Source organism: Hydrogenophaga borbori, assembly GCF_003417535.1.
Classification (GTDB): Bacteria; Pseudomonadota; Gammaproteobacteria; order Burkholderiales; family Burkholderiaceae_C; genus Hydrogenophaga; species Hydrogenophaga borbori.
This window is the reverse complement of record NZ_QVLS01000006.1, coordinates 87,218-100,099: the sequence shown is the minus strand read 5'-3', so window position 1 is coordinate 100,099 and position 12,882 is coordinate 87,218. Positions and strand designations below refer to the sequence as shown.

Here is a 12,882-nt window from a genome sequence, read left to right as displayed (position 1 = left end):
CCTCAGCCCTTGCGGGCCCGTTCGTACAGCCCCTGCACCTTGGGCACGTTGGCCTCGAGCTGGCGGATGCGCTCCGGCCCCGTCGGGTGGGTGGACAGGAAGCCCGGCGCCGCGCCGCCGCCGGCCGCGGCCATCTTCTGCCACAGCGTGACGGCCGCGCGCGGCTGGTAGGCCGAGCGCGCCGCGAGCTCCAGGCCCACCAGGTCGGCCTCGGTTTCGTCGTCGCGGCTGTACTTCAGGCTCAGCAGCTGCGTGCCCAGGTTGGCCGCCACGTCGCCGAGCTGGCCCAGGCCCAACAGCTGCGCGGCGATGGACAGACCGATGCCGGTGGCGTTGGTCTTGGCCACGCGCGAGCGCGCGTGTTCGCGCAGGGCGTGCGCCATCTCGTGGCCCATGATCATCGCGGCCTCGTCGTCGCTGAGCTTGAGCTTGTCGAGGATGCCGGTGTAGAAGGCGATCTTGCCGCCGGGCATGCAGAAGGCGTTGATCTGCTCGCTGCGGATGAGGTTGACCTCCCACTGCCAGCGCGTGGCGCGCTTGTTCCACTGCGGCGAATGCGGAATGAGGCGCTGCGCCATGTTGCGCAGGCGCAGGACCTGCGGGTCGCCACCAGCCACCAGCGCGCCCTTGGCCTTGGCCTCGGCCATCATCTGGCCGTACTGCTGGGTGGCGGCGTTTTCCAATTCCTCGGCCGGCACCAGGTTGCGCAGGGCCGAGCCCTGTCCCACGTCGACCTGCGCGAGCGCCGGCGCGGCGGCGGCCGCGCCGGCGGCGAGCACGAAGGCGCGGCGCGCCGACCACACCGGTTCGGTGCGGGGCGGGGCGCAGTCACGGGTCTTGAGGTCGCAGAGGAAGCACATGGGCGAATAATAGGCAAAGCCGCGCGCGCCTGCGTGACGGCCCTTCACCATCCATCGCATGCCGACCGACGCCAACCCGCCCACGCCCGCCGCAGATCAACGCCTGTCGTGGGCCCAGACGCTGCGCGTCTACCTCGAACCCGCCAGCCTGCGCATGTTCGCGCTCGGCTTCTCGGCCGGCCTGCCGCTGCTGCTGGTGCTGGGCACGCTGAGCTTTCGCCTGCGCGAGGCCGGCATCGACCGCACCACCATTGGTTACCTGAGCTGGGTGGGCCTGGCCTATGGCTTCAAGTGGTGCTGGGCGCCGCTGGTGGACCGGCTGCCGATCCCGCTGCTGACGCGCGCGTTGGGGCGGCGCCGCAGCTGGCTGCTGCTCTCGCAACTGGCCATCGTGGCGGGGCTGGTGGGCATGGCGCTGGCCGACCCGCGCGCCGGGCTGGATGCCGTGGTCTGGTGCGCCCTGGCGGTGGCCTTCGCCTCGGCCACGCAGGACATCGCGCTGGACGCCTTTCGCATCGAATCGGCCGACACCCAGCGACAGGGCGCGCTGGCCGCCACCTACCAGACCGGCTACCGCCTGGCCATGATCTGGGCCGGCGCCGGGGTGCTGTGGCTGGCCGCGCGCGCCGAGACCACGGGCGGTGGCTACCAGCAGGGTGCCTGGTCCACGGCCTACCTGGCGATGGCCGCCAGCATGGCCGTGGGCGTGCTCACCGTGCTGTTCTCGCGCGAGCCGGTGCGCGTGGAGCTGCCGCCCGCGCGCGACTTCCGCGAGTGGCTGCGCACCGCCCTGATCGAGCCCTTCGCCGACTTCCTGCGCCGCTACGGCAAGCACGCGGTGCTGGTGCTGGCGCTGATCGGCGTCTACCGCATCAGCGACGTGGTGATGGGCATCATGGCCAACCCCTTCTACGTCGACATGGGCTACACCAAGGACCAGGTGGCCGCGGTGAGCAAGGTCTATGGCGTCATCATGACCCTGCTGGGCGCCTTCATCGGCGGCGCGCTGTCCATGCGCCTGGGCGTGATGCGCGTGCTCATGCTGGGCGCGGTGCTGTCGGCCGCCAGCAACCTGCTGTTCGCCTGGCTCTCCGGCCAGGCGGCGAGCCTGACGGCGCTGATCCTGGTCATCTCGGCCGACAACCTGAGCGCCGGCGTGGCCTCGGCGGCCTTCATCGCCTTTCTCTCAGGCCTCACGAACGTGAGCTACTCGGCCACGCAGTACGCGCTGTTCAGCTCCATGATGCTGCTGGCGCCGAAGTGGGTGGCGGGGTACTCGGGCGCCTTCGTCGACCACTTCGGCTACACGCCGTTCTTCATCGGCACGGCGCTGCTCGGCCTGCCGGTGCTGCTGCTGATCTGGCTGGCCACGCGCTGGCTGCCGGTGCCGTCCACGGCCGCGGCCCCTAGCGCTGACTCACCAGCCAGGCCCGGATCGCCGGCTTGACGACCTTGCCCAGCGCGGTGCGCGGCAGGGCGTCGACGCGGTGCCAGTGCCGCGGCCACTTGTAGCGCGCCAGGCGGCCCTCCAGCGCGGCGGACACGCCGCTCTGCCAGTCCTCGGGAGCGGTCTCGCGCAGCACCACCACGGCCACGCAGGCCTCGCCCCAGCGTTCGTCGGGGCGGCCGACCACGGCGCACTCGGCCACCCAGGGGTGCTCGGCGAGCAGCTGCTCGATCTCGGCCGGGTAGATGTTCTCGCCGCCCGAGATGATCATGTCCTTGGCGCGGCCCACCACCACGTAGCTGCCGTCGGGGTCCTGGCGCGCCAGATCGCCGCTGTGAAAGAAGCCCTCGGCGTCCAGCGCCGCGATGTCGGGCCAGTACAGCCCCACCACGTTGGGGCCGCGCACGCAGATTTCGCCCACACGGCCGCTCGCCACGGGCTCGCCATCGGTACCGACGAGCCGGATCTCCACGCCCGGCGCGGGCCAGCCGCAGGAGCCCACGTGGTCCATGGCCTCGGCCGGGCCGAGGGCGATGGAGAACGGGCCGGTCTCGGTGCTGCCATAGACGTTGCACACCGGCAGGCCGCGCGCGTGGCAGGCCCGCAGCAGGTCGGCCGGCAGCAGGCTGGAGCCCGCCCACAGGGCGCGCAGGCAGGACAGATCGGCCCGGGCCCAGCGCGGGTGCTGCACCAGGGCCTGCAGCGTGGCGGGCACCTGCAGCGTCAGCGTGGGGTGCGAGGCGGCCAGGGCGTCGAACACGGCGCCGGGGTCGAAGCGGCGGTGCAGCAACACGGTGGCGCCGCGTGAGAGCGCGGGCAGCGTCTGGATGCACAGGCCGCCCACGTGGAACAGCGGCAGCGCGGTGAGGACCGTGTCCCGCTCGGTGATCTCCTGCACTTGCGCGGCGATGGCCATGTTGGCGAGCAGGTTGGCCTGGGTGTGGACCGCCCCCTTGGGCTGGCCGGTGGTGCCCGAGGTGTAGACCAGCAGCACCGGGTCGTCCGGGCCGCCCTCGTGGGCCGCGTGGCCGTCCGGGGGCTCGGTGGGCGGCTCGTCGCCGCCATCCAGGGCTTCCACGGGCATCGCCGCGAGGCCGTGCGCGGCGGCCAGCGCGCGGGCCGGTTCGGCAAAGGCCTCGTCGTGCACCAGCAACACCGGGGCGCTGTCGTTCAGCACGGCGGCCCATTCGGCGGGCGCCAGTCGGTGGTTCAGCGGCACCAGCAGGGCGCCGCGCCGGGCCAGCGCGAACAGCAGGGCGATCTGTGCGGGGTGGTTGAAGCCCAGCCAGGCCACGCGCAGGCCGCGCTCTACGGGCAGGGCCTGCGCCAGCGCCCGGGCGCGCTGCGCCAGCGTGGCGTAGTCGAGAGACTGCCACTGCGGATCGCCGCCGTCCCAGCGCAGAGCGGGGTGGCGGGGATGGATCTGGGCGCGTTGCGCGAGCAGCGCGTCCAGGGTGTCGGCGGCGGTCGTCGGCATGGACAGGGGCATGGCGGGGGCGGGGATGGTCACCGGGTGGCGGACATGGAGAGCACCATGATTTACCCAACTTTACGTGCAGCGCAAGGCCGGTTCATCCCGCGGGTGCAGCATCGGCCGCTCCGGCAGCCACCGCTACACTGAACCGCATGACGACCGCCCACCTGCTGATGATCGAGGACGACGCCCGGCTGGCCCAGATGGTGCAGGAGTACCTGGGGCAATCGGGCTTCGCGGTGGCCCACGCCGCCGACGGCGAAAGTGGCCTGGAGCAATTGCCGCTGGTGCAACCCGAGTTGGTCATCCTCGATCTGATGCTGCCCGGCATCGACGGCCTGGAGGTGTGCCGGCGCATCCGCTCGCTAAGCACCGCGCAGGCGCGCGTGCCGGTGCTCATGCTCACGGCCAAGGGCGACCCGATGGACCGTGTCATTGGCCTGGAGCTGGGGGCCGACGACTACCTGCCCAAGCCCTTCGAGCCGCGCGAGCTGCTGGCGCGCGTGCGCGCCGTGCTGCGCCGCCGCGCCGAGAGCGGGGGCAACGGCGGCAGCCGTGCCACGCCGGTCATGCGCTTCGGTTCGCTGGAGATCGACCGCGACGCGCGCACCGTCACCGTGGCCGACCAGCCGGCAGAGCTCACGTCCTACCAGTTCGATCTGCTCGTGGCCATGGCCGAGCGTGCGGGACGCGTGCTCACGCGTGACCAAATCATGGAAGCCGTGCGCGGCCGCGAGCTGGAGGCCTTCGACCGCTCGATCGACGTGCACATCGGGCGCATCCGCGGCGCGATCGAAGCGGACAGCAAGAACCCCAAGCGCATCCTCACGGTGCGCGGCGTGGGCTACGTGTTCGCCAAGCAGCAAGACTGAGCCCGGTGAGCCTGTCGCTGTTCGGTCAACGCCTGTACCTGCGTATCTGGCTGGCGGTGGTGGCCGCCGTGACCGTGCTCACGCTGGTGGTGGGCTGGCTGTGGCAGCAGGCCCTGGAGCGTGACCGCGAGGAGCGTGAAGCGCGCGTGATGCGCACCATCATCGTGGAGAACACCGCGGGCGACGTGCTGGGCGATGCGCCCGCGCGGGCCGAGCGCATCCCCGGCGAGGGCTGGCGCTTCGAGGTGATCATGCGGGACGGTGAGAAGCTGTACGTGATGCTGCCGTTCTCCAACCGCGGCGCGCCCTCCAACCCGGGCAGCCGGGCGCCGGCCTGGCTGCTCACGCCCGCCGGTTTTGCCTGGCTGCTGGGCCTGGTGGCCTTGGCTGTGGCGCTGGGGGCCTATCCCATCGTGCGCCGCCTCACCAAGCGCCTGGAGACCCTGCAGAAGGGCGTGGAGCGCTGGGGGGCGGGCGACCTGTCCACGCGCCTGTCGGTGAATGGGCAGGACGAGGTGGCCTTTCTGGCCAAGCGCTTCAACGTGGCGGCCGAGCGCGTGCAAACGCTGCTGCAGTCGCACAAGCGCCTGCTGGCCAATGCCTCGCACGAGCTGCGCTCGCCGCTGGCGCGCATCCGCATGGGGCTGGCGCTGATCGGCAGCGATCCCAGCCAGCAGGCCCAGCGCGCCGAGATCGCGCGCAGCATCGACGAGCTGGACCAGCTCATCGATGAGATCCTGCTGGCGAGCCGGCTCGACCTGAGCGATTCCTCCGACCCGGCCGCGCTGGGCCCGGAGGAAGGGGTGGACCTGCTGGGCCTGGCCGCCGAGGAGTGCGCGCGCGCCGGGGCCGAACTCGAGGCCGCGCCCGCCGCGGGCGGGGTGGTGGTGCACGGCCACGCCAAGCTGCTGCGCCGCGTGCTGCGCAACCTGCTGGAGAACGCGCGCCGCTACGGCCGCGGTGCCGGCAAGGCCGATGCCGAGGTGCGGCTGGGCCTGAGCGTGCGCGAAAGCGGCCGATCGCGCGTGGCGGTGCTGACGGTGGACGACCATGGCCCGGGCGTGCCGCCCGAGCTGCGCGAGCGCATCTTCGAGCCCTTTTACCGCCTGCCGGGCGCCAGCGAGCGCGAAGGCGGTGTCGGCCTGGGCCTTGCGCTGGTGCGAACGATCGTCGAACGCCACGGCGGCGCGGTGCGCTGCGAGGACCGGCCGGGCGGCGGGGCACGGTTCGTGGTCACGCTGCCGGCCTGAACGGCGGTTCGGTTCCGGGGGGCGCCCGCGTCCCCCAAATTGGGGATGTCATCGGCGTGGGAGACCCGTGAGAATGCAGCAGTTGCTGTCACGACACCCGTTCAGAGCCCAGGTATGTGCGTGGCGCATATCGACCAGGCCCGAGACACCGCATCGATCAGGTCTCCCAACGACGTCCTCTCGAGGACTTGGCAAAGCCACCGAAAGGTGGCTTTTTTTTATTCTGATGGGCGCCGATGGATTTGTGCGGCCAAAAGCGCACCGAGAAATAGCCACAAAGTTCGCTGATACAGCATCTCGTGCAGCTGACTGAACAGCGCGAAACCGATGAGCAGCAGCGCCGCGGAGAGGTTTCGAGCGTCCAGCGGGCGGTGCCGCCAGAGGTGACGGCACACGATGAACACCGCGAAGGCCATGACAGCCACACCCACCAGACCGAACTCGGCCAGTATCCACAGTGGGGTGCTGTGAATCGTCAATGTTTCGCCGAAGCGGGCTTCACTGCCATGGATGAAGCTGCCCAAGCCAGCCCCCAACCACGGTGACTGCCACCACATCTCGAGCGCGGCGTGGTTGGCTCGCCATCTCAGGCCGTCGCTGGTGTCCTCGGAAAAACCGCTGCCGACGCTACCGACGCTACCGGCTGCCTCGCCAGCGCCCAGGCTTGAGAACACCCAGTGAATGGCGGAGGCGAGTTGCGTCACCACCAGCCAAGCGATGCAGGCGCCGAGGACGCTTGTCAGAATGATCTTGCGCATGGTGGGTTGCGAGAAAAAGGCCGCCAGCAACAAGGCGGCTGCCACCCCCATGCCGGTTCGGGAGCCGGTGAGCACGATGCCCAGCAGCACCGTGGACAGGCCGCCCAGCAGGGCCGCGTGTAGCCAGGGGCGTTCGATCAATCGACGCGAGAGGATGCGCAGATGGCCCAAGGTCACCGCAAGCACCGCGCACAACTGGAACGCCAACGCGTTGCGGTTGCCTGAGAAGCCCTCGAAATTGATGGGCTCTGCGGCGAGTTGCCCGGGAAACCAGGGGGTGGCGCGAATGATCACCTTGGCCCAGACGATGGTACAGATCACCACCAGCGCGACCTCGATCATCCTCAGCACGCCGACGCGGCCATGGTCACGAGCCAAGAGGTAGCCGGCGCTCAGGTAGCCCAGCAGCACCAGCCACCCCGTCAGCTTGTTGCCCAGCGCCCAGGGCGTGATGCCCATGCGGGCTGCGCCGACGGCGAAGGCCAGCAGCAGAGCGGCCGAAAAGCACAGGAGCCATGTGTTGAATCCCGCGAGGGTCCAGGAAGGCAAAGTTCGCTGCGAGACGAGCCAAAGACCGACGGCAGAGAGGGCGAGCATGGCAAACGGGTCGCCGACGTTGACGTTGACCACGTGCCCGCCCAAATCGAGGTGAACCTGGAAGAAGACCAAGGCGACCGTTGTCATGCCCAACAGCCAGGAGGCGGTGTTTTCCAGATCGTGGCGGTCCATGCGCAGGGGTTTGGCGGTGATGGATGGCGAAGAGCGAAGGGGCCTTTTGAGCAAGCCCGTGGACGTCAGCAGGATCGCGAGGGTTGAGCACAGGCCCACGGCGACCGAGCCGGCCATCGCGGTTGCCGCGTCCACCCCGAGCCCTCCAAGGACCATGACCGAGGCGAGTTCGCGGACGCCCCAACCACCCACGCTCAGTGGAAGGCTGGCCGCAAAACTCACGATGGCCGCAGCCGCCAGCAACTGCATGGGCGACAGGTCGACGCCCACGGCGGAGAACGCAACGACAAAGGCCGCCACGATCAGCGCATGGCCAATCACCGTGATGCCCAGTGTCTCGAGGCTCGCGCTGAACACGCGCCGAGACAGTGAGCGTCGGATCAGGCGGCTTTCGAACGCCGAACGGGTGAAGCCGAACACGACGAGGGCGGCAACGCCCACGACCAGGCTGAGTTGCGGCAAGGCCAGTTGAGCAACGAAGCGCTGAAGGGCTTCCTGGCCCATCAGGTACCCCGCCCCCGCACAGGCCGCCATGGCCGACGTGCCCGCCAGGAGCACGCGTTCGAGCGCCGATACGCTGGCCGTGGTGACTGGGCTGACACCCATGCGGTGGAGGATCGCTTGCCGGCCCGCCACCTGGGCCAGCAGGGGAATGAACGCCAGGCTGGCCAGATTGCCCGACAGGCAGGCCCGCCAGGCGGTTTCCCACGACAAGGGGATATTGCAATGCCGCAGAACTCGCCAGAACCGGAATGCCACCACCGCCAGATTGCTGATGGCCAACAGCGTGACCCAGAACGCCGTGGTCAGGGACAGTTGGTGGAGCTGGGCCAGCAGACCCTGAGGCGACGCCAGAAACAGGGCGACCCCAAACAGGGACAAGCCCGCAACAGCGGTGGCGCTTCGGCGCACGGTACTCGAGAGCATCAATGCCTTCTTAGAGCAGGCCAGGGCGGCGTGCGATGTGATCTAAACGCGGGTCAGCGACGCAGGGACCGCTTTTGCCGGCAACTCGCCGGGGTCGGTGTGCAGCCAATCCACCACCTCGCCCGCCGGCTGGTAGCCCTGCACCGCCTGCTGCAGCAACGCGCGAATGGCGTTGACGTCGTTGGACCGCATGGCGGTGTCCAGGGCCTCCAGCAGACCCAGCAGCGTGTCGGGGGGGAGCAGCGCTTCCTGGGCGCGCAGGATGCGCGGGTGTCGCGTGGGCAGCGGGTTGTCGCCGATCAGCAGCTCCTCGTAGAGCTTTTCGCCGGGCCGCAGGCCGGTGATCTGGATTTCGATCTGGCCCCAGGGCTGCTGCTCGTTCTTCACTTGCAGGCCGGAGAGTTCGACCATGCGGTGGGCGAGGTCGACGATGCGCACCGGCTCGCCCATGTCGAGCACGAAGACGTCGCCGCCCTCGGCCATGGCGCCGGCCTGGATGACGAGCTGCGCCGCCTCGGGGATGGTCATGAAGAAGCGCGTGATGTCGGGGTGCGTGACCGTGACGGGCCCGCCGGCGGCGATCTGCCCGCGAAACAGCGGCACCACCGAGCCGCTGGAGCCCAGCACATTGCCGAAGCGCACCATGCTGAACACGGTGCGGGCGGCGTACCGCTCGGCCAAGGCCTGCAGCACCAGCTCGGCCAGGCGCTTGCTGGCGCCCATGATGTTGGTGGGGCGCACCGCCTTGTCGGTGCTGATGAGCACCATGTGGCGCACGCCGGCCTCCAGCGCGGCCTGGGCCGTGACCCAGGTGCCCCAGACGTTGTTGCGAAGGCCCTGCACCGCGTTGTGCTCCACCAGGGGCACGTGCTTGTAGGCGGCGGCGTGGTAGAGCGTGTGCGGCTGCCAGGCCTTGAGGATCTGGCCCATGCGGTCCTCGTCCTGGACGGAAGCCAGCAGCGGAACAACCTCCATGGCGTCGGTGTCCACCCGCTGCATGAGCTCCTGGTGGATGGCGTACAGGGCGTATTCGCTCTGCTCGATGAGCAGCAGGGTGCGAGGCCGCAGCGAGGCGATCTGGCGGCACAGCTCGCTGCCGATGCTGCCGCCTGCGCCCGTGACGGCGACCACCTGATCGCGGATCAGCTTGTCCAGCAGGGCGGGGTCGGGCGTCACGGGTTCGCGACCCAGCAGGTCCTCGATGTCGAGCTCGCGCAGGTCGCTGAGGTTGACGCGGCCCGAGGCGAGGTCGGACATGCCGGGCAGGGTGCGCACGTGCAGGGGCAGGGGGCGCAGCGATTCGAGGATCTCGCGCCGGCGCTTCTGCGAGGCCGAGGGCAGGGCCAGCAGCACGTCGGTGGCGCCGATGGCGGTCACCAGTTCGCGCAGCTTGTCCGGCGGATAGACATTGCGCCCGTCCAGGCTGTTGCCCTGCAGGGCCGGGTCGTCGTCGATGAAGCCGAGCAGGCGGTGTTCGGGACTGCGCGCCAGCGCGGCGGCCAGCTGGCGGCCGGCGGTGCCGGCGCCGTAGATCAGCACGCCGGGCAGCCCCTTGCGCATCAGCACCTTGCGGTACAGGCCGCCCAGCCAGACGCGCACGAACAGGCGGCTGAGGCCGATGAAGATGAACAGCAGCAGGGGTTGGATCACGCCCACCGAGCGCGGCACGCCCGGCACGCCGATGGCGGTGAAGACCGTGGCATAGAACAGGCCATAGAGCGCCATGGCCTGGCCCAGGCTGAGCATGGCGTTCCAGCCGGCGTAGCGGAAGATGGCGCGGTACAGGCCGAACCTGGCGAAGAGGGGGATGGCCAGTGGCACCGAGCCGATCACGGCCCAGAGGTATGGCATCTCCAGGCGCAGCCAGACCTCCAGCCGCAGGTACAGGGCGACCCAGACGGCGAGCACGCACAGGGCCACGTCGACGGCCACGGCGAACGCCCGCTTCAGCGGCCGCGGCATGTGCAGCAAGGCGCCGGCCAGGCCCTCGTCGGCCTGCTCGCGCGATCGGCTCTGAAGCTCGCTCATGAGCGCCCCTCGCCTGGGGCGACGATGGCGTCGTCGGGCAGGTGCACGCCGTAGCCGAGGGCGGCGCCGGCTTGCAGCCAGGCGCGCTCGCCGATGGTGCTGCCGCCGGCCATGGTGGCATTGGCGCCGAGGTGGCCGAAATTCGCGACCTGCGCGTGGTGGTCGACCACGGCGCCGACGTTCACGATGGCACCTTCGCCCAGCCGGGCCTGGGTGCCGAGCACGGCGCAGGCCATGAGTGCCGTTCCGGCGCCCAGCACGGCACTGGGCGAGGCGAAGGCGCGGGGGTGCACCAGCGTGGCCAGTTCAATCCCGGCCGCGCGTGCGCGCGCGCAAAGGGTCTGGCGGGTGCGGTTGTGGCCGATGGCCACATGCACCCAGGGAACGCCGCGGACGGGCAATTGATCGAGCAGGGTCGTCGGTCCCCAGACCGGCACGCCCATCACGTCTGTGCCGGCGGGCTGCTGGTCATCGAGGAAGGCCTGGACCTCGTAGCGGCCGTCCAGGCGCACGAGCTCGAGCACGCTGCGGCCGTGGCCGCCGGCTCCAACGATGACGAGCGGCGTCGGCTGGCTCATTCGACCTTGTCTCCCTGGATGTCCAATAGGTCAGTGCTGCACGCCCTCGCGCCGCAGCACCTTCACGGCCGTGAGCCAGAGGATGCGCAGATCGAAAGCCAAGCTCCGGCGCCGAAGATACTCGATATCCAGGGCGACCTTCTGTGGAATGGGCAGCTCGTCGCGGCCATTGATTTGCGCCCACCCGGTGAGCCCGGGAACGAGTTCGTGCACGCCGGCCTCAGTGCGCAGGGCAATCAGGTCGTCCTGGTTGAACAGCGCCGGCCGCGGACCGACGAAGCTCATGTCGCCCTTGAGGATGCTCCAGAGTTGCGGCAGCTCGTCCAGGCTGGTCTTGCGCAGGAAAGGACCGATGGGCGTGAGCCAGCGCGCCGGGTCGTCGAGCAGATGGGTGGCCACCGCGGGGGTGTCGGTGCGCATGCTGCGGAACTTGGGCATGCGGAAGAGGCGGTTGCGCCGGCCCACGCGGTCGCTCCAGTAGAGCGCGGGGCCGGGGGAGGTGAGGCGCACGGCCAGCGCGATGGTCGAGATAGGCAGCAGCAGCAGCAGTGCCGCGGGGATCGCTAGAGCGAGGTCGAAAAGGCGCTTCATCGCAGGTCGTGTGGGGCCTGCGATTCTAGTTGGCTAGCCGTACGCGACCTTGGCCTTGCTGTCGGGCCGACGAACCGATAGCCAGCGCTTCACTTGCATCAGTCCGAGACCGAAAAAGGCGAAAAACAGCGGATTCATGAAAGCGCGTTGCCGAGTGCTCCATTCGCCCATCATGAGGATGTAGGCGATCGCCAGGGCGAAAACGGTGCCCAGGCAGAGCAGATCGCGCAAGCTCCGGCGCTGTGCCGCGTGAACCAGGCCGATGCCGATGAGCGGCAAGCACAGGAGCCACACAAGGCTGCCGGGGAGATAGAGCTCGAGGTGGCTGTCCCACGTCAGGGGGCTTTGAAGGATGGACCACGGGTAGGGGGCGAACAGCGTGCGGGCCACCGCCTGCAGCATGGCGAGCAAGGGGTTGTCTTTCAGGCGACTCCACCATTCGCCCACGCTGGGGTCGAAGGCCCGCTCGCCCGCGCCAGCCATCATGGTGGTATTTGCCGCATCGAATCGGCCGAGCAGGGTGTCAATGACCTGCGCGGGGTCGGGCGCCAATGGATAGGCGGCGATCCCGGTCGCCGCCACCAGCGACAGTCCGACCGCGACCAGCGGCGCCCAACGCGGTTTGTCGTGCTGGACAACGCCGATGAGGAACAGGCCCGCCAGGGCGCATGCGATGGCGAGGAATCCCACGAAGCGCGTGGCCACCAGCACGGCGAGGGTCAGGGTCAAGATCCACATGGCCTGCAGGCTGACGCGCCTGAGGAGGTGGCAGGCCGCCAGCAAGGCCAGCGCGGCAACGGCCGCGGTGAAGACGTCTTTCAGTAGCCAGGAGGCATTGACGCTGGTTGTGGGGTCGATCGCCATCAGTGCGGCGGCCGCTGCGGCACCCATCCGGTCAGCGCCGAGTTCGATGGCGAGCAGCCAGCTGGTGGCTGGCAGCATGGCGGCCAACAACAGGTTGGTGCCGGCGGCCCATGCCGGCCATGCCGGGCCGATCGGCAGGTGCAGGGCGAGCAGGGCGGAGTAGAGCCACTCGGAGGTGCCCAGCACGCTGGTGTAGGGAATCTGCGCATGCGGTGCCCAGAAGCGGCCATGGGCGGCGGCCCAGTCTTGCGAATAGCCCGCCAGGCGATACGCGTCGGGATCGACCGGTACCGCGCTCCAGTGCAGGAATAGGGCTTCTGCATGAGCGACGTAGCCGCTGGCGTCCGATGGAGCATCGGTCCACTGCGGCAGTGCAATGATCAGCAGGTGTTTGGCGGTGTATGCCACGGCGCCCACCAGCGTCCATGCGAACACGGTCGTGCGCTGATTGGCGGGAGCGATGCGCAGCAGCGGAACCATTAAGGTCGCCGCGGCCATGGCCCA

At 69.7% G+C, this 12,882-nt stretch carries 10 protein-coding genes; 3 read left to right on the top strand and 7 right to left on the bottom strand.

Features of this window, described 5'->3' with window-relative positions; all coding sequences use genetic code 11:
• Positions 1-2 precede the first annotated feature (2 nt).
• Positions 3-860, bottom strand: a complete 858-nt coding sequence (locus DY262_RS11035) for a M48 family metallopeptidase (RefSeq protein WP_116959252.1) — start codon at positions 858-860, stop codon at positions 3-5.
• Positions 861-918: 58 nt separating this feature from the next.
• Between DY262_RS11035 and DY262_RS11030 the strand changes: the two genes are divergently transcribed.
• The gene (locus DY262_RS11030) at positions 919-2,307 is read left to right on the top strand and encodes an AmpG family muropeptide MFS transporter (RefSeq protein ID WP_116958926.1); all 1,389 of its coding nucleotides are present in this window, start codon (positions 919-921) and stop codon (positions 2,305-2,307) included.
• Here DY262_RS11030 and DY262_RS11025 read toward each other — a convergent pair.
• Positions 2,267-3,796 (bottom strand): AMP-binding protein, encoded by a 1,530-nt coding sequence (locus tag DY262_RS11025; RefSeq protein ID WP_245980941.1) that lies wholly within the window; start codon positions 3,794-3,796, stop codon positions 2,267-2,269. The two genes, DY262_RS11030 and DY262_RS11025, sit on opposite strands and share 41 nt — an antisense overlap.
• A 137-nt stretch (positions 3,797-3,933) precedes the next feature.
• Here DY262_RS11025 and DY262_RS11020 point away from each other — a divergent pair, with 137 nt between their 5' ends.
• Positions 3,934-4,653, top strand: a complete 720-nt coding sequence (locus tag DY262_RS11020) for a response regulator transcription factor (RefSeq protein WP_116958925.1) — start codon at positions 3,934-3,936, stop codon at positions 4,651-4,653.
• A 5-nt stretch (positions 4,654-4,658) separates the two neighbouring features.
• On the top strand, positions 4,659-5,903 hold the full coding sequence (locus tag DY262_RS11015; protein ID WP_116958924.1) for a HAMP domain-containing sensor histidine kinase: 1,245 nt from the start codon (positions 4,659-4,661) through the stop codon (positions 5,901-5,903).
• Between the two features lie 218 nt (positions 5,904-6,121).
• On the opposite strand, the gene DY262_RS11010 is transcribed toward DY262_RS11015, so the two are convergent.
• Genes DY262_RS11010 through DY262_RS10990 form a run of 5 tightly spaced genes read right to left on the bottom strand, consistent with a single transcriptional unit; the run spans position 6,122 to position 12,876 of the window.
• Entirely contained in the window at positions 6,122-8,317 is a 2,196-nt protein-coding gene (locus DY262_RS11010) for a lysylphosphatidylglycerol synthase domain-containing protein (RefSeq protein ID WP_116958923.1), read from the bottom strand.
• Between the two features lie 42 nt (positions 8,318-8,359).
• Positions 8,360-10,345, bottom strand: a complete 1,986-nt coding sequence (locus tag DY262_RS11005) for a polysaccharide biosynthesis protein (RefSeq protein ID WP_116958922.1) — start codon at positions 10,343-10,345, stop codon at positions 8,360-8,362.
• Positions 10,342-10,923, bottom strand: coding sequence for an acetyltransferase (locus DY262_RS11000; RefSeq protein ID WP_116958921.1), 582 nt, complete (start codon positions 10,921-10,923; stop codon positions 10,342-10,344). The genes DY262_RS11005 and DY262_RS11000 overlap by 4 nt, the downstream gene beginning before the upstream one ends.
• A 30-nt stretch (positions 10,924-10,953) precedes the next feature.
• The gene (locus DY262_RS10995) at positions 10,954-11,514 is read right to left on the bottom strand and encodes a sugar transferase (protein WP_116958920.1); all 561 of its coding nucleotides are present in this window, start codon (positions 11,512-11,514) and stop codon (positions 10,954-10,956) included.
• A gap of 33 nt (positions 11,515-11,547) precedes the next feature.
• Positions 11,548-12,876, bottom strand: a complete 1,329-nt coding sequence (locus DY262_RS10990; protein WP_147326214.1) for a hypothetical protein — start codon at positions 12,874-12,876, stop codon at positions 11,548-11,550.
• Positions 12,877-12,882: the final 6 nt, after the last annotated feature.

Bases quoted from the DNA above. Each gene is read 5' to 3' on its own strand.
- DY262_RS11035 (WP_116959252.1), bottom strand. From the start codon at position 860: ATGTGCTTCCTCTGCGACCTCAAGACCCGTGACTGCGCCCCGCCCCGC.
- DY262_RS11010 (WP_116958923.1), bottom strand. From the start codon at position 8,317: ATGCTCTCGAGTACCGTGCGCCGAAGCGCCACCGCTGTTGCGGGCTTG.
- DY262_RS10995 (WP_116958920.1), bottom strand. From the start codon at position 11,514: ATGAAGCGCCTTTTCGACCTCGCTCTAGCGATCCCCGCGGCACTGCTG.
- DY262_RS11025 (WP_245980941.1), bottom strand. From the start codon at position 3,796: ATGCCCCTGTCCATGCCGACGACCGCCGCCGACACCCTGGACGCGCTG.
- DY262_RS11000 (WP_116958921.1), bottom strand. From the start codon at position 10,923: ATGAGCCAGCCGACGCCGCTCGTCATCGTTGGAGCCGGCGGCCACGGC.
- DY262_RS11020 (WP_116958925.1), top strand. From the start codon at position 3,934: ATGACGACCGCCCACCTGCTGATGATCGAGGACGACGCCCGGCTGGCC.
- DY262_RS10990 (WP_147326214.1), bottom strand. From the start codon at position 12,876: ATGGCCGCGGCGACCTTAATGGTTCCGCTGCTGCGCATCGCTCCCGCC.
- DY262_RS11005 (WP_116958922.1), bottom strand. From the start codon at position 10,345: ATGAGCGAGCTTCAGAGCCGATCGCGCGAGCAGGCCGACGAGGGCCTG.
- DY262_RS11030 (WP_116958926.1), top strand. From the start codon at position 919: ATGCCGACCGACGCCAACCCGCCCACGCCCGCCGCAGATCAACGCCTG.